We start from the raw sequence: 15,575 nt of genomic DNA on the forward strand, positions 1-15,575 counted from the left end.
TCATGCGCGGATTCATTATCAGAATTATTCCCCATTTTAGCTTGCGGAGTGCTCCCCGTTGATCAGTGTTCTTCTTGTTGATGACCATGAACTGGTGCGCGCCGGTATTCGCCGCATACTGGAAGATATGAAAGGTCTCGTGGTCGCGGGAGAGGCCTGTTGCGGCGAGGACGCGGTGAAATGGTGCCGATCTCATCAGGTTGACGTGATCCTGATGGATATGAATATGCCCGGCATCGGCGGGCTCGAGGCGACGCGAAAAATCGTGCGCTTCAATCCCCATATCAAAATTATCATGCTGACCATCCATACCGAAAACCCGCTGCCCGCTAAAGTGATGCAGGCGGGTGCGGCGGGTTATCTCAGCAAAGGCGCCGCGCCGCAGGAGGTGGTTAGCGCAATCCGTTCCGTGCACGCCGGCCAGCGCTATATCGCTTCCGATATTGCGCAGCAGATGGCGCTAAGCCAGATCGAACCGCAAAAAGCGGAATCGCCCTTCAGCTGTTTGTCGGAAAGGGAATTGCAGATTATGCTGATGATCACCAAAGGGCAAAAGGTGACGGAAATTTCCGAGCAGCTCAATCTCAGTCCTAAAACCGTTAACAGCTACCGTTATCGCATGTTCAGCAAGCTGAACATCAGCGGCGACGTAGAGTTAACGCATCTGGCCATTCGACATGGCCTGTTCAATGCGGAGCCGTTAATCAGTAGTGAGTGAAGTTTTCAACGCCAAAGCCTTTCTCAGCACGGTGACCAGCCAGCCGGGCGTGTACCGCATGTACGACGCCTCGGACACCGTGATCTATGTAGGAAAAGCCAAAGATCTCAAGAAGCGCCTCAGCAGCTACTTTCGCAGCCATGTCGGCAGTCGAAAGACCGAGGTGCTGGTCAGCAACATCCATCATATAGACGTCACCGTTACGCACACTGAAACGGAAGCGCTGCTGCTCGAGCATAATTACATCAAGCTCTATCAGCCGCGCTATAACGTGCTGATGCGCGATGATAAATCCTATCCGTTTATCTTTCTCAGCAGCGATACTCATCCGCGCCTGGCCTACCATCGCGGCGCTAAACATGCGAAAGGCGAATATTTCGGCCCCTTCCCGAACGGCTATGCGGTACGTGAAACGCTGGCGCTGATGCAAAAAGTCTTTCCGATTCGCCAGTGTGAAAACAGCGTCTATCGCAATCGTTCCCGACCCTGCCTGCAGTATCAGATTGGACGCTGCCTTGGTCCGTGCGTCGCCGGTCTGGTGAGCGAAGAAGAGTATGCGCAGCAGACTGAGTACGTGCGGCTGTTTCTCGCCGGTAAAGATGACCAGGTGCTGAACATGCTGGTGAAGCGCATGGAAGAGGCGAGCATCGGGCTGCGCTTCGAAGAGGCGGCGCGTCTGCGCGATCAGATTCAGGCGGTGCGCCGCATTACGGAAAAGCAGTTCGTCTCCAATCAGGGCGACGATCTGGACGTGGTGGGCGTCGCCTACGACGCCGGCATGGCCTGCCTGCACGTGCTCTTTATTCGTCAGGGCAAAGTGCTGGGCAGCCGCAGCTACTTCCCGAAAGTCCCGGCCGATACCGAGCTGGCGGAGGTGGTGCAGACCTTTGTCGGTCAGTTTTACCTGCAGGGCAGCGAAGCGCGCACTCTGCCGGGCGATATCTTGCTGGACTTCGATCTGCCGGAGCGCGAACTGCTAGCCGCGTCGCTGAGCGAGCTGGCGGGGCGACGCGTGACCATTCAGAGCAAACCGCGCGGCGACCGCGCGCGTTATCTTAAGCTGGCGCGCACCAACGCGGCGACGGCGCTCACCACGCGGCTATCGCAGCACTCCACTATCCAGCAGCGGCTGGCGGCGCTGGCGCAGTTTCTCGAGCTGGACAAAATCAACCGCATGGAGTGCTTCGATATCAGCCATACCATGGGCGAGCAGACCATCGCATCCTGCGTGGTGTTCGACGCCAACGGACCGCTGCGCAGCGACTACCGCCGTTACAATATTGAAGGCATCACGCCTGGTGATGATTATGCGGCGATGAATCAGGTGCTGCGCCGCCGCTACGGCAAGGCGCTGGAAGAGGACAAAATTCCCGACGTCATTCTGATCGACGGCGGCAAGGGACAGCTGTCGCAGGCGAAGCAGGTATTTGCCGAGCTGGACGTCGAGTGGGATAAATCGCGACCGATTTTACTGGGCGTGGCGAAAGGCAGCGATCGTAAAGCGGGCCTCGAAACGCTCTTTTTTGAAGCGGAAGGCGAGGGCGTTTCGCTGCCGCCGGACTCCGCAGCGCTGCATGTTATCCAGCATATTCGTGACGACGCTCACAATCATGCAATTTCGGGCCATCGAAAAAAACGGGCAAAAGTAAAGAACACCAGCGCCCTGGAGAGCATCGAAGGCATTGGTCCAAAACGTCGCCAGCAGCTGCTTAAGTATATGGGCGGCCTGCAACCCTTGATGAACGCTACGGTTGAAGAGATCGCCAATGTGCCCGGCATTTCGTTCGCGCTGGCGGAAAAAATATACCATTCGCTAAAACACTAGCATTGAAACAGGTGAGGCAATGTAGGAACATAGGGGAAATTCTACCCATTCCAGACAGTTACCGGCATATGCAATTTAACATTCCGACGTGTCTCACCCTGTTTCGAGTCGTCCTGATTCCTTTCTTCGTGCTGGCTTTCTATCTGCCGTTCTACTGGGCGCCGTTCGCCACCGCGCTGATCTTCGTGGTCGCTGCGGTAACCGACTGGTTCGACGGATTTCTCGCCCGTCGCTGGAAGCAAACCACGCGCTTTGGTGCTTTCCTTGATCCTGTGGCCGATAAGGTAATGGTGGCGATTGCGCTGGTCCTGGTGGCGGAATATTTTCACTCGTGGTGGATTACTCTGCCGGCCGCGACCATGATCGCGCGCGAAATTATTATTTCTGCGCTGCGCGAGTGGATGGCGGAGATCGGCAAGCGCAGCAGCGTCGCCGTCTCCTGGATCGGCAAGGTCAAAACAACGGCGCAGATGCTTTCGCTGGTGGCGCTCCTGTGGCGTCCCGACACCACCGTTATCGGCGTAGGCGTGGTGGCGCTTTATATCGCCGCCGTGCTGACATTCTGGTCAATGTTTCAGTATTTAAGCGCTGCGCGCGGCGATCTGCTCGATAGCTGATCGAAGCGACTTAAAAAGCAGCAAACGCACGCACCGTGAAGATAATTCTGTTGACTCAGTGCGTCAGGTCAGTAGAATGCAACGCATCGAACGGCGGCAAGGCTGCCAGAAGATAAGCAAAATCAGCAAGTTCCATTAGATTGCTGAAAAATGCGGGAATAGCTCAGTTGGTAGAGCACGACCTTGCCAAGGTCGGGGTCGCGAGTTCGAGTCTCGTTTCCCGCTCCAGATTTGCAGGTCAGGATAGCCTGACGGCACAGCGGATAAAGGCGCGTTGGCAGAGTGGCCATGCAGCGGATTGCAAATCCGTCCACCTCGGTTCGACTCCGGGACGCGCCTCCACTTTACACCTTGCCCGGGTGGTGAAATCGGTAGACACAAGGGATTTAAAATCCCTCGGCTTATGGTCGTGCGGGTTCAAGTCCCGCCCCGGGCACCATCGCTATCGATTTAAAAAACCAAATTAAAACAAAGCAGTAGTAAGCAATGTCGTGACCGCCTTCAGGGCGGTTTTTTTGTGCCTGCGTTTTCTGCCTGACGCACCGTCAGCAGTTACAGCTTCTGGGCTGGTCACCATATGAGCAGAACGCTGCAAGCGTTATGCCCAGCACATTTAATCAATATAAGCGTTGATGTAAATAGCGTTACTTTACCTCCTCATCAAAAGGGGAGGTTATGATGGAAACTAGGTACGCTAAAGATGCTATTCATGTATGTCGTTTAATGTTTGGACAGGCCGTGCTTGAGCTGCTGGCCGAGCGTCAACCGGTAACCAACCGCGCGCTAAAAGAAAAGATCAAAGTGATGTTGCCCGATGCCAGTCCTGAACTGGTTTATCGAACGGCGATGGAGCTGCTCGATCACTCTCTGCACTGATGGTGCGCTATGTTCGTGTTGTCCTGACATTCTTATGTCGGGCAACAGTCCGCGGGGAGCGCGGTAACGGTAAAATAAAACCCGGCGCGAGCCGGGTTTTTTCATTACGACTGCGGCTGTCCAACCGGACCTGAGCCCAGCGTGCCGCCCGGCGACGACTGACCGCTTGGCGCATGAGGACGACCATCCGATTTAATCGCGTCGCTGCGGTGCATACAGCCCGCCAGCGCCAGTACCGCCAGCGTAATGCAGATCCCTTTCTTCACGTTGTTCATCGTTGCCACCTCATTCTCCGGTATTGAAAAAGAAAGCATAAAAATGCAATGAAATTAAAGCGTAGCAGGCCGGCGCCAGCGCACCAGCTTTAAACGAATAAATGAGCGTATGGCGGTAAAATTTGACCCGCCTCTCATCTGATAGCGCCGGGGGTGCAAACCGCCGCGCGATGCGATACTTTTTCGCCTCAGCAACGCGGCATGGGCTGCGGTAACAAAAAAGGAAACGAGATGCAGGGCGTCGTGAAGTTTATTAAAGGCTGTCTACTGTTTGCTCTGCTGTGGGGCCTGTTTATGTGGTTCTGCTTCTGGCAAAAGGAGGGAATGGAGACAGGGATGGCGATCTTACAAAGCCTTTATGCGGGCGTTATCTATCAGGCGATGACCACGCTCATCGCGCGCTTCAAGGCGCGTCGGCAGGCCAAACCCCTTTAATGGCGATGCGGCTTCCGCCGCATCGCGTCATCAGCCGTACATCACTCAAATTTGCCGGTCAGGCGGCGATGAAAATCGCTGCTGCGGCTATCCAGACCGACAATCGTCACCTGCGCGCCGTGGCGCTGATAGCGGTATTCAATGCCGTCGAGCGCGGCCACCGACGAGGCGTCCCAGATTTGCGCATCGCTCAGATCGATCGTCACCTGTTTCGGGTCATGGCCGTAGTCAAAGTGCTCAAACAGATCGTTGCTGCTGGCGAAAAAGAGCGGGCCGCGCACGCGATAGCGTACCGACTGACCGTCGGAGCTGACTTCGCGCTCGGCGTGGATCACGTGGGCGATACGGCGCGCAAACAGCATCATGGCGGCGATCACGCCCGCCAGCACACCCAACGCCAGGTTGCCACTCCATACCGTGACGCCAATCGTCAGCGCCATCACCAGCGTCTCTGACCAGGGCATGCGCTTGAGCGTGGCGGGCTGCAGGCTATGCCAGTTTACCGTCTTCACCGCGACCACCATCATAATGCCTGCCAGCACCACCATCGGAATTTGCGCCATGACGGCGCTCAGGCCGGTTACCAGCAGCAGCAGCACCAGCCCGGCCACCAGGGTCGAAACGCGCGTGCGCGCCTTGCCCAGCTCGACGTTGACGATGGTCTGGCCGATCATCGCGCAGCCGGCGATGCCGCCGTAGAAGGCGGCGAAAATGTTAGCGACGCCTAATCCCCAGGACTCGCGACGCTTGCTGGAGAGCGTATCGGTCAGATCGTCCACCAGTTTGGCGGTGAGCAGCGACTCCATCAGGCCGACAAAGGCGATGCTGAGCGCGGTCGGCCAGACGATTTGCAGCGTCTGCAGGCTTAACGGCACCTGGAGCGCATTGAAACCGGGCAAGCCGGCGCTCATTGGGCCTTCGTCGCCCACGTTGGGCACGCGCCAGCCCATCAGTAACGCGACGGCGGTGACTACCAGGATAGCGACCAGCGGCGAGGGCACGCTTTTCAGCAGGCGCGGCAGCAGCAGCACGATCGTTAGCGTCACGGCAAACAGCAGCCACACCAGCGAGTTCTGCCCCCAGACGTGCGGCACCTGCGCGAAGAAAATCAGTACGCCGAGCGCATTGACGAAGCCGAGCATCACCGAGCGCGGAATATAGCGCATCATGCGCGCCAGACCGGCCAGGCCGAACAGGATCTGAATCACGCCGCCCAGCACCACGGCGGGCAGAATATAGGCCACGCCGTGCGTATGCACCATCGGGCCGATCACCAGCGCCACCGATCCGGCGGCGGCGGTTACCATCGCCGGACGGCCGCCCAGTATAGAGAGCGTCAGGCAGAGCACCACGGACGCCACCAGGCTGACCCTGGGGTCGACGCCGGCGATCACGGAAAAGGAGATCACCTCTGGGATCAGCGCCAGCGCGGTGATCACGCCGGCCAGACATTCGCGGGTGAGCAGGGCGGGGGAACGCAGCACGCGGCCCATGCTCAGGTCGTTGTCCAGGGAGTGGATAACGTTATCAGGTTGGTTCATAAATGTGCAGGCTCTTTTTGATTATTCGCTCTCGCAACAGAAGCGAGGCGCGCAGCAGAAATTAAGCTGGAGAGGGTACTGTCTGAAAGGAAAATTTGCCAGCAATGGCGGAACGGGCAGGATAACTCCATCCCTGGAGTCAGGATTACACCGTTAAATCGTCGGGGGTTTTATGCACCACCAGCTCCAGCAGCTGACGATAGATGTCGAGCGTCGCCGGATCCGACTCCAGCTCCAGCCGGTGGATCAGCTTAGCAATAATCGCTTTATTGGTCACAGGGTTGCCAGCCTGAAGAATTTCCGCGATGGCTAAACCCAGCATTTCCATCTCGCTAGCGCCACTGTTGGCCGCTGCGTTGAAGCGATCACCCATTTCTTTATCGGTTTGCGAAACAGCGTCTTGCATGTGTCAGTCCTGAAATAGCCCTGGCATCCAGATCGAATACCAGATCAATAACGATGAAAATCCCCTTACATGGACAGATGTAAAGGGTGCCAGCTCATCAAAAAAAGGACCTCTGAAGGTGGAAATCCACTGACACCTTCAGAGGCGACGCAAACGCATCATTCGTTACGGAATCGTTATCCGATTCATGGGACGTAAAGTTATACAATGAAGGTGTACAGACACAAGGGTAATATTGAGCAATTTGTGCTATTTGTTAATTATCAATCACATAAATGTGTACCATGTGAAGTAAAGCTGTACAGGTTGTTTGTACAATGAGACACTTGTACAGCTATAGGGGGCAATATGCGGCGTTTCTGGTCGCTGTTTAGCTGAAAAGCTTTAACTTCGACGTCAGTTTTCGCACCTGTTGTTTCTCGCCGACCAGCGCCAGCCCCAGCAGGCGCCACTCGCTGGCCGGGATTTCGCGCATCGCCGCGCTAAAGGCCGCATAGTCGGTGGTAGTCTGACCCTGCTCAGGAAAGAGCACCAGATCGCACGCCAGCTCGGCACAGCGGGCGCGCAGCGCGTCCATCTCGGCGTGGGTGGCTGCCAGCACCGGAATGCCGACCGGGATAAGGCCGGGATAGCTGCAGGCGTCGGCATCCTGTAACGCCTCGCCGACCAGCGCGGGATGGCGCTGGCCGAGAGTCAGCGCGATGACCGCCGCGGCGTTGGCGGCTTTACCAGGGGCGAGATCGTTTTGCAAAATCATGACGCAACGAGGGTCTTGCATAGCACTTCTCCAGACAGAAAAAGCGCATTGTGACCCGCTCTTCAGCCGGCGTCTGGAAGATTTGTGCAGGCCTGCTGATAGCGCGCCGGGGTCAGATGACAGGCGCGCTTAAACCAGCGGCCCAGGTGGCTTTGATCGGCGAAGCCCAGCGCCGCAGCGACGTCGGCGGCAGGGACGCCTGCCGCCAGCTGGCGGCGGGCCTGGGATAAGCGCCACTGCACCAGCCAGGCGTGCGGCGGTAAGCCCCACTGCGCCTGAAACAGGCGCGAAAGGCGAAATCGATCCAACTGCAGCGCCTCGGCCATCGCCTGCAAACCCGGATTAAGCGCATGATGAGCGATAAGCCAGTCGCGCGCCTGCTGCGCCAGCCGGCGATCGTTATCCGCCGCGCGCGGTTCGCTGCGCCATAGCGGATGCTGGCTCAGCTGCAGGAAGAGGCGGTCGAGCGTGGCCTCTTTGATCAGCGCCGGATGGTCGTGCCACAGCGCGTCGAAACAGTGCCAGACGGACCAGGCGAGCGCCCGATCGTCGCGCAGCGTGGCGGCGAAGCGGAGTTCATCGCCGTGGCCGGCGGTGCAGAGCGGCGTCAGCTGCTGCGCGATCTGCTGCGGGGAGAGATAGAGCATGCGATAGGTAAAGCCCTGTTCATCCACCGCGTCGCCGTCGTGCAGCTCTTCTGGCTCCAGCATAAATACCGTGCCGGGGCGGCTGCGGTGCTGTTTACGGCGCGAGTGAAACTGCTGCACGCCTTGCTCTGTCACGCCGATCAGATAGCTGTCGTGCCAGTGGGGGTCGTAGGCGTGGCCGGTGAAATGCGCGCGGATAGCCTCGATGCCGTGCAAGGGGTCGCGGCGCAGATCTATCCAGTTACTGTTGCGATCGGGCATAGTAGCTCCAGTTTTACCCCGTCTGGGTAGTAATATGACTTTAAAACCCGACGACACACGCGTCATTATTTAACGTCCTGTGCTATTTTCATTAGCAATTTGCTCGGCGTATAATAACGCACTCATTTAGTTAGAACTCTAATAATCAGGTCGCTACGCTTTGACTCTGCACTATAAAACCTTTACCCATCTACTCTACCAGACCGCGCACGCGTGGCGGCTGGCTGTCGATCGTCACCTTAAACACAGCGGCCTGAGCATGAGCAGCTGGATGGCGATCGGCCTTATCGCCAGTGAAACGCGGCCGCTGACCCAGACGGAACTGGCGCAGATGCTGGGTCTGGAAGACGCCAGTATGGTGCCGCTTATCGACCGTCTGGTGAAACAGGAGCTGCTGACGCGCGTGCAGCCGCCGGAAGATCGCCGCAAACGCCATCTGGTGCTGACGGAAAAGGGCAATCAGGCTTTCGCCCTGGTGAAAAGCGAGGCGGACGCGCTGCGCGCCGATCTGCTCGGTGATATCGATCCGCAGGCGCTGGCGACGACGGAGCAGGTGCTGCAACAGTTGCTGACGCGTATGGGAAATATGTAACGGTGGCACGGCGCAATCCCTATGCGCAGCGCGAATGGTTGCCGCATGAAAAACCCATGCTGCCGGGATCGCCCTCGACCCCGATTCATTCGCCGCCGAAACGGATTGCCTTTGGCCTGATAGGCCTGCTTATCTCGCTTACCGGCGCGCTCAGTAACGCGCTGGTGACCGCCAATTTGACCAACCTGCAGGGCACGTTCGCCGCCTACTCTAACGAAATCGCCTGGCTGCCCGCCGTCTACGTGATGGGCAACATCTCCATCAACCTGCTGCTGGTGAAGTTCCGCCAGCAGTTTGGCCTGCGCGTATTTACCGAGGCCTTTCTGGTGCTCTATGTGCTGGTGGCTTTTTTCCATCTCTTTGCCAACGATCTCAGCTCAGCGATCATTGTGCGCACCGCCCACGGCATGGCGGGCGCGGCGCTCAGTTCGCTGGGGATCTACTATCAGGTACAGGCGTGGCCGGCAAAGCACCGGCTGAAGGCGCTGGTGATCGGCCTGACCGTCTCACAGTTCGCCATTCCGATGGCGCGGCTTTTTTCGTCCGAGCTGCTGCAGCTGGAGGAGTGGCGCGGGCTCTATCTGTTCGAGCTGGGCCTGGCGATGATCGCGCTGGGCTGCGTGCTGGTGGTGAAGCTGCCGCCGGGCGATCGCATCAAGGCTTTTGAAAAGCTCGATTTCGTCACTTTTATGCTGCTGGCGCCGGGGATGGCGCTGCTCTGCGGCGTGCTGTCGCTGGGGCGCATTGAATGGTGGTTTTCCACGCCCTGGCTCGGCATCTGCCTGGCGATAGCGCTGGTGCTGATCGTCGCGGCGATCGTCATTGAACACAATCGAAAAAATCCGCTGATCAATACGCGCTGGCTCAGCAGCGGCAACATGGTGCGTCTCGGCATCGTGATGATTATGATACGCATCGTCCTGGCGGAGCAGAACACCGGCGCCGTGGGCTTTTTGCAGCAGCTGGGGCTGCTCAACGATCAGATGCGCGGCCTGTCGCTGGCGATTATCGGCGGCATGACGCTTGGCATCGCCACCAGCGCGCTGACCATCCGGCCCGCGCACCTTAACTGGCCGATCGTCACCTCGCTGGCGGTGATGATCGTCGCCTCGCTGATGGATGCGCAGGCCAGCCCGGTCACGCGCGCCAACAATATGTATCTCAGCCAGTTCCTGCTCGGCTTCAGCAGCACCTTTTTTATGGCGCCCGCGATGCTGATCGGCATCGGCAGCGTGGTGACGCAGCCGAAAAATCTGGTGAGCTTCGTGGTGCTGTTCGGCATGAGCCAGAACCTGGGCGGCCTGATCGGCTCCGCGATTCTCGGCACCTTTCAGGTCTGGCGGGAGAAGTACCACTCCAGCCTGCTCGGGGATCAGCTCTCGCTGCTCGATCCCAACGTTACGGAGCGCCTTGGCCAGTACGGCGCGCTGTTCAACAGCCAGCTGGGCGATCCTGTGCTGCTGAGCGCGCAAAGCACCAGCCAGCTACAGGCGGTGGCAACGCTGCAGGCGAACGTGCTGGCCTATAACGACACCTATTTACTGACGGCGGCGCTGGCGCTCATCACCCTGATGTGGGCGCTGTGGCGTCTCTCCCGTCAGCGATACCTCAACTGGCGGCAGGCGCGCTTTAATCTGATGGAGCAGCGTCTGGCGGCAGCGTCACAAGAATCTATGGAGTCACGATGAGTCAGCAGGATGAACTTCAGGCGGCAGAGCGCGAGCGCGCTAACCGGCGGCGCATTCTTTCCATTGCGGCGGGAAGCGGCATCGCCATTCTTGGCGTACTGATCATTTTATACGCCTGGCAGCTCTGGCCCTTTACCAGCGCCATACAGAGCACTGAGAACGCCTATGTGCGCGGCCAGGTGACCTTTATCAGCCCGCAGGTTAATGGCTACCTTACCTCGGTGGAGGTAGTGGATCTTCAGCCGGTGCAAAAAGGGCAGCTGCTGATGACCATCGACGATCGCATCTATCGTCAACGCGTGCATCAGGCGGAGGCGCAGCTGGCGATGAAGCAGGCGGCGCTCAGCAACAACCTGCAGCAGCGCCGCAGCGCGGAGGCCACCATCGCCAGTAATAAGGCTGCGCTGGAGAACGCCAGAGCGCAGGCGATAAAAGGGGGCTTCGATCTGAAGCGCGTTGAAAATCTGGCTGCCGACGGCTCGCTCTCGGTACGTGAACGCGATGCGGCGCGCGCCGCCAACGCGCAGGCGCAGGCGGCGGTGCGTCAGGCGGAGGCGCAGGTAGCGGTAGCGCAGCAGAATCTGCAAACCGTGATCGTCAATCGCGCGTCGCTGGAAGGCGACGTCGCCAGCGCCCAGGCGGCGCTGGAGCTGGCGCAGATCGATCTTGCGAATACCCGCATCGTTGCGCCGGACGCCGGGCAGCTCGGCCAGCTTTCGGTGCGCAAAGGGGCCTATGTTACGGCGGGCACGCGACTGACCTCGGTGGTGCCGGACCATAAGTGGATTATCGCCAATATGAAAGAGACGCAGCTGGCGGATATTCGGCCGGGCCTGCCGGCGACCTTCCGGGTCGATGCGCTCAACGGCAAGCGCTATAACGGCCATGTGGAATTTATCTCGCCGGCGGCGGGATCCGAGTTCAGCGCGATTTCGCCAGATAACGCCACCGGCAACTTCGTCAAAATCGCCCAGCGCATTCCGGTGCGTATCGCCATTGATGCGGAAGATATGCGCGAGCTGCGCCCCGGCATGTCGGTGGAGGTCAGCATCGATACCGCCGCGCAACCGCGCGATAAGGCGGTGAAGTAATGAGGCGGCTGTTATGCGCCGGCCTGGCGGCGCTCACGCTGGCCGGCTGCGCCACCGAGGTAGAGAAAGCGCCCGCATCGCTGCCGATTCCGCCGCAGTGGCGTAATCAGGTCGGACCCGCCGCCGCGCCGGAAGCGGAGTGGTGGCGCGCCTTCGGCGACGACAACCTTAACCGGCTGGTGACGCAGGCGCTGCGCAATAACCTCGATATCCTCACGGCGCGTTCGCGCGTCGAACAGTATCGCGCCGAACTGCGCGCGGCGCAGGGCGACAACTTCCCGACGCTGAGCGCGGGCGTCGGCGCGACGCATCAGCGCGCGCTCTCTGCCGCTACCGGCCAGCCCTACGAGAGCGCCGTCTATCAGGGGCTGCTGCAGGCGAGCTACGATGTCGACCTGTGGGGCGCGCGCAGCAGCAGCATCGCGGCCAGCGAAGCGTCGCTGGAGGCGCAGCGCGCGGCGGCGTCGGCGGCGGAGCTGACCGTCGCCAGCTCGGTAGCGTCGGGCTATCTGAGCCTGGTGGCGCTGGATGAGCAGCTGCGCGTCACCGAGGCGACGCTTGAGACGCGCGGCAATTCGCTGCAGCTGGCGCAGCGCCAGTTCGAAACCGGCTACAGTTCGCGGCTGGAGTGGATGCAGGCGGCGTCCGAGTTCCAGACGGCGAAGGCGCAGGTGCCGCAGCTCAGGCATCAGATTGCCCAGCAGGAGAACGCTCTGAGCATTCTGGTCGGGATGAACCCGCGCGAGATCGCGCGTCGCCCGCAGTTCAACCAGATTATGCCGCAGCGGATGCCGCAGCTGCTGCCGTCTCAGCTGCTTAACCGGCGGCCCGATATCGTCGAGGCGCAGCGCCTGCTGCTGGCGGCGGACGCCACGCTCGCCTCGTCGCAGGCGAAGCTGCTGCCGTCCCTCAACCTGACCGCGAGCGGCACCCTGCAAAGCAGCGAGCTGCATCAGCTGATCGACAATCCGTTCCGCCTCTGGAGCATCGGCGGCAGCGTGCTGGCGCCGCTGCTGAACCGCGAAGCGCTGACGGCGCAGGTGGACGTGTCGATGGCGGCGCGCAACCAGGCGCTTTACGGCTATGAGAAAGTGGTGCGCAACGCCTTCTCTGAAGTGAACGACGCGATGGACGCCATTCTGCAAGGGCAGGCGCAGCTGGCGGAGCTGCAGAAGCAGGAAGAGTACGTCTCTGAGGCGCTGCGCATCGCCCGCAATCGCTATCAAAACGGTTACGCCTCCTATCTTGACGAGCTGGACGCGCAGCGCACGCTGTTCACGACCCAGCTCAATCTGGTCTCGGTGAAAAACAACCTGCTACTGGCGCAAATCGCCCTGTACCGCGCGCTGGGCGGCGGCTGGCAGGCGCAGTAGGCCCTTTACGCGCGGCGGCGCGGGCCGCCGCGTTTTCAGCACGCTGCTTTCCATAAAATCCTTTCAGCAATAATCCCTTAGACGTTTTCTGTTTTTTGTCTGTCAAGATTTCGCTTGCAATAAAAACAAGGCTGCGCATAATCGCAAACCGCAATAATAATGATTATCAGTAACTTTAGCATTAGGGATCGACTATGCGCCGTTCGCTTTCTTCTCCCGGATTTAAACCGACGCTGCTCGCCTTATTGGTCAGCGCCGGTTGTTTGCCAGTGATGGCTGCTACCCCGCAAGCCCGAGATTCCGCTTCAACCACCGGCAGTGACGAGCAGGTCCTGACCGTCACCGCCGCGCCGCAGAGCGATTTCAAACCCGGCGGCGACCAGCTGGTGCCCGCTTATCTTGATGGCCAGGTGGCCCACGGCGGCCGTCTCGGCATGCTGGGCGAGCAAAAGGCCATGGATGTGCCGTTCAACGTTATTGGCTTCACCTCGAAGATGATCCAGGATCGGCAGGCGAAAACTATCGCCGACGTGGTGAAAAATGACGCGGGCGTGCAGAGCCTGCAGGGCTACGGCAACTTTGCCGAAACCTACCGCATTCGCGGCTTTACGCTGGATGGCGACGATATGACCTTCGGCGGGCTGCCGGGCGTCGTGCCGCGCCAGGTGATGGACGCGTCGCTGATCGATCGCGTCGAGATCTTCAAAGGTGCCAACGGCCTGCTCAACGGCGCCGCCAGCAGCGGGGTAGGCGGCATGATCAATCTTGAGCCGAAACATGCCGAGGATCTGCCGCTGACGCGCGTCGGCGTCGACTACACCTCGGCGCAGCAGATCGGCGCGACTACCGATATCGGCCGCCGTTTCGGCGACGATAACCAGTTCGGCGTGCGCCTGAACGCGGTGCATCGCGAAGGGGAAACCGGCGTCGACGGCGAGCAGAAGCGCACCACCGCCGCATCCCTCGGGCTGGACTACCGCGGCGAACGCCTGCGCACCTCGCTGGACGTCGGCTATCAGAAAAAGACCTTCCACGATGCCGACAACGGCGTCAACATCAGCGGCATCGACTTTATTCCAACGCTGCCGTCGAACAGCCACAACTACAGCCAGGACTGGGTCTACAGCGATATCGAGTCAGAGTTCGGCATGGCGCGCGCCGAGTATGACGTTACCGACAGCTGGACGCTTTACGGCGCAGTGGGCGCGCAGCACTCCCACGAGCTGGGCGACTACGCGTCGCCGAAGCTCACCGATGCAGACGGCAACGCGCAAATCGGCCGTCTTGACACCAACCGCATCATCAACAACTTCAGCGGCATGGCCGGGCTGCGCGGCCGCTTCGATACCGGCTTTATCAGCCATAAGGTCAACGTCGGCTATTCCGCCTACACCTCGCGCAACAACACCGCGTGGCGCATGGCCTACGGCGCGAACACCGAATCGACCAATATCTATCACACCGGCAAGGTGCCGAATCCGACCAATAACCTCACCGGCGGCGACTACAGCGATCCGCTCACCACCGGGCGCAACCGCACCCAGGGCTACCTGCTGAGCGACACGCTGGGCGTGCTGAACGACAGCGTGCAGCTGACCTTAGGCGCGCGCCATCAGAAAGTGGTGGTGCGCAACTACAGCAACGCCACCGGCGCCGAAGATACCTCGAGCCGCTACACCGACAGCCGCTGGATGCCGACCTACGGCATTCTTTATAAACCGCTTGAGTCGGTGGCGCTCTACGCCAACCACACCGAGTCGCTGCAGCCGGGCGAGGTGGCGCCGAACAACGCCACCAACTACGGCACCACGACCGGCATCGCCCATGCGAAGCAGAATGAGGTGGGCGTGAAGGTCGATTTCCAGCGCGTGGGCGGATCGCTGGCGCTGTTCGAGATCAAGAAGCCGTCGGGCATTCTCAACGGCGACGGCAGCTATGGCCTGGACGGCGAGCAGCGCAACCGCGGCGTGGAGCTGAATATCTTCGGCGAACCGGTGCTGGGCGTGCGTCTCACCGGCAGCGCGACCTGGATCGATCCAGAGATGACCAAAACCGAAAACGGCAGCTACAACGGCAAGGATGCCATCGGGGTGCCGCGCTACAGCCTGGTGTTCGGCGGCGAGTATGATATCAGACCCATTGACGGCCTGACGGCGACGGCCCAGCTGCAGCGCACCGGATCGCAGTGGGCGGATGCCGCCAACAGCAAAAAGATCGACAGCTATACCACGCTGGATCTGGGAATGCGTTACCGCATGAAGGTGAAAGAAAACGATCTGGTGTGGCGCGTCGGTCTCGATAACGTGACGAATGAGAAGTACTGGTCCTCTGTCGACGATACCGGCACCTATCTGTTCCGCGGCGACGGCCGCACGCTGAAGGCCGGCGTCAGCTACGACTTCTGACCCGCTAGCGGGACGCGCTTCGCGTCCCGCTTTTTTTGCTCAAGAAAAGGCTGGCGGACGGCCCGGTT

15 protein-coding genes and 3 tRNA genes are annotated in these 15,575 nt (G+C 59.8%); 13 read left to right on the forward strand and 5 right to left on the reverse strand.

Annotated features, from left to right (window positions below):
* Positions 1-58: 58 nt before the first annotated feature.
* The 7 genes from uvrY (at position 59) to HA46_RS17785 (ending at position 4,036) form a co-directional block, all read left to right on the forward strand.
* On the forward strand, positions 59-718 hold the full coding sequence (uvrY, locus tag HA46_RS17755; RefSeq protein ID WP_033789421.1) for a UvrY/SirA/GacA family response regulator transcription factor: 660 nt from the start codon (positions 59-61) through the stop codon (positions 716-718).
* The gene (gene uvrC / locus HA46_RS17760) at positions 711-2,543 is read left to right on the forward strand and encodes an excinuclease ABC subunit UvrC (protein ID WP_084885878.1); all 1,833 of its coding nucleotides are present in this window, start codon (positions 711-713) and stop codon (positions 2,541-2,543) included. Before uvrY ends, uvrC begins: the two co-directional genes overlap by 8 nt.
* 68 nt (positions 2,544-2,611) lie before the next feature.
* Positions 2,612-3,160 carry a CDP-diacylglycerol--glycerol-3-phosphate 3-phosphatidyltransferase gene (pgsA, locus tag HA46_RS17765; RefSeq protein WP_033789425.1) on the forward strand — a complete coding sequence of 183 codons (549 nt, stop codon included), beginning with the start codon at positions 2,612-2,614 and terminating at the stop codon, positions 3,158-3,160.
* Positions 3,161-3,312: 152 nt separating this feature from the next.
* Positions 3,313-3,388 (forward strand) — tRNA-Gly (locus HA46_RS17770).
* Positions 3,389-3,428: 40 nt separating this feature from the next.
* Positions 3,429-3,502, forward strand: a tRNA-Cys gene (locus HA46_RS17775).
* Between the two features lie 11 nt (positions 3,503-3,513).
* A tRNA-Leu gene (locus HA46_RS17780) sits at positions 3,514-3,599 on the forward strand.
* Between the two features lie 236 nt (positions 3,600-3,835).
* The gene (locus HA46_RS17785) at positions 3,836-4,036 is read left to right on the forward strand and encodes a hypothetical protein (RefSeq protein WP_244277540.1); all 201 of its coding nucleotides are present in this window, start codon (positions 3,836-3,838) and stop codon (positions 4,034-4,036) included.
* Between the two features lie 104 nt (positions 4,037-4,140).
* On the opposite strand, the gene HA46_RS20950 is transcribed toward HA46_RS17785, so the two are convergent.
* Complete coding sequence (locus tag HA46_RS20950; protein ID WP_143807665.1) at positions 4,141-4,320, reverse strand: hypothetical protein; 180 nt, start codon at positions 4,318-4,320, stop codon at positions 4,141-4,143.
* Positions 4,321-4,464: 144 nt separating this feature from the next.
* Here HA46_RS20950 and HA46_RS17790 point away from each other — a divergent pair, with 144 nt between their 5' ends.
* Positions 4,465-4,746 carry a DUF6404 family protein gene (locus tag HA46_RS17790; protein WP_244277541.1) on the forward strand — a complete coding sequence of 94 codons (282 nt, stop codon included), beginning with the start codon at positions 4,465-4,467 and terminating at the stop codon, positions 4,744-4,746.
* A gap of 41 nt (positions 4,747-4,787) precedes the next feature.
* On the opposite strand, the gene HA46_RS17795 is transcribed toward HA46_RS17790, so the two are convergent.
* The 4 genes from HA46_RS17795 to HA46_RS17810 all read right to left on the reverse strand — a co-directional run bounded on the left by HA46_RS17795 (position 4,788) and on the right by HA46_RS17810 (position 8,358).
* The gene (locus tag HA46_RS17795) at positions 4,788-6,287 is read right to left on the reverse strand and encodes a SulP family inorganic anion transporter (RefSeq protein ID WP_084885880.1); all 1,500 of its coding nucleotides are present in this window, start codon (positions 6,285-6,287) and stop codon (positions 4,788-4,790) included.
* Between the two features lie 145 nt (positions 6,288-6,432).
* The gene (locus HA46_RS17800; protein ID WP_033789431.1) at positions 6,433-6,693 is read right to left on the reverse strand and encodes a biofilm/acid-resistance regulator YmgB/AriR; all 261 of its coding nucleotides are present in this window, start codon (positions 6,691-6,693) and stop codon (positions 6,433-6,435) included.
* Between the two features lie 370 nt (positions 6,694-7,063).
* Positions 7,064-7,471, reverse strand: a complete 408-nt coding sequence (locus tag HA46_RS17805) for a DUF2000 domain-containing protein (RefSeq protein ID WP_084885883.1) — start codon at positions 7,469-7,471, stop codon at positions 7,064-7,066.
* A gap of 41 nt (positions 7,472-7,512) precedes the next feature.
* Positions 7,513-8,358: an AraC family transcriptional regulator gene (locus HA46_RS17810; protein ID WP_033789436.1), complete on the reverse strand. Its 846-nt coding sequence runs from the start codon at positions 8,356-8,358 to the stop codon at positions 7,513-7,515.
* A 160-nt stretch (positions 8,359-8,518) separates the two neighbouring features.
* Between HA46_RS17810 and HA46_RS17815 the strand changes: the two genes are divergently transcribed.
* From HA46_RS17815 to HA46_RS17835, 5 genes are all read left to right on the forward strand, one after another.
* Positions 8,519-8,950: a MarR family winged helix-turn-helix transcriptional regulator gene (locus HA46_RS17815; protein WP_033789438.1), complete on the forward strand. Its 432-nt coding sequence runs from the start codon at positions 8,519-8,521 to the stop codon at positions 8,948-8,950.
* Between the two features lie 2 nt (positions 8,951-8,952).
* On the forward strand, positions 8,953-10,638 hold the full coding sequence (locus HA46_RS17820; RefSeq protein ID WP_208857423.1) for an MFS transporter: 1,686 nt from the start codon (positions 8,953-8,955) through the stop codon (positions 10,636-10,638).
* A complete protein-coding gene (locus HA46_RS17825) occupies positions 10,635-11,729 on the forward strand; it encodes an HlyD family secretion protein (RefSeq protein ID WP_033789445.1) in 1,095 nt (364 codons plus the stop codon). The genes HA46_RS17820 and HA46_RS17825 overlap by 4 nt, the downstream gene beginning before the upstream one ends.
* Positions 11,729-13,102: an efflux transporter outer membrane subunit gene (locus HA46_RS17830; protein ID WP_033789448.1), complete on the forward strand. Its 1,374-nt coding sequence runs from the start codon at positions 11,729-11,731 to the stop codon at positions 13,100-13,102. Before HA46_RS17825 ends, HA46_RS17830 begins: the two co-directional genes overlap by 1 nt.
* 194 nt (positions 13,103-13,296) lie before the next feature.
* Entirely contained in the window at positions 13,297-15,507 is a 2,211-nt protein-coding gene (locus tag HA46_RS17835) for a TonB-dependent receptor (protein WP_084885891.1), read from the forward strand.
* Positions 15,508-15,575: the final 68 nt, after the last annotated feature.

It is taken from the genome of Pantoea septica (assembly GCF_002095575.1).
Lineage (GTDB): Bacteria > Pseudomonadota > Gammaproteobacteria > Enterobacterales > Enterobacteriaceae > Pantoea > Pantoea septica.

Excerpts from the sequence above, each read along its gene's own strand:
- pgsA (WP_033789425.1), top strand. The coding sequence starts at position 2,612 with ATGCAATTTAACATTCCGACGTGTCTCACCCTGTTTCGAGTCGTCCTG.
- HA46_RS17785 (WP_244277540.1), top strand. The coding sequence starts at position 3,836 with ATGATGGAAACTAGGTACGCTAAAGATGCTATTCATGTATGTCGTTTA.
- HA46_RS17795 (WP_084885880.1), bottom strand. The coding sequence starts at position 6,287 with ATGAACCAACCTGATAACGTTATCCACTCCCTGGACAACGACCTGAGC.
- HA46_RS17800 (WP_033789431.1), bottom strand. The coding sequence starts at position 6,693 with ATGCAAGACGCTGTTTCGCAAACCGATAAAGAAATGGGTGATCGCTTC.
- HA46_RS17805 (WP_084885883.1), bottom strand. The coding sequence starts at position 7,471 with ATGCAAGACCCTCGTTGCGTCATGATTTTGCAAAACGATCTCGCCCCT.
- HA46_RS17810 (WP_033789436.1), bottom strand. The coding sequence starts at position 8,358 with ATGCCCGATCGCAACAGTAACTGGATAGATCTGCGCCGCGACCCCTTG.
- HA46_RS17825 (WP_033789445.1), top strand. The coding sequence starts at position 10,635 with ATGAGTCAGCAGGATGAACTTCAGGCGGCAGAGCGCGAGCGCGCTAAC.
- HA46_RS17830 (WP_033789448.1), top strand. The coding sequence starts at position 11,729 with ATGAGGCGGCTGTTATGCGCCGGCCTGGCGGCGCTCACGCTGGCCGGC.
- HA46_RS17835 (WP_084885891.1), top strand. The coding sequence starts at position 13,297 with ATGCGCCGTTCGCTTTCTTCTCCCGGATTTAAACCGACGCTGCTCGCC.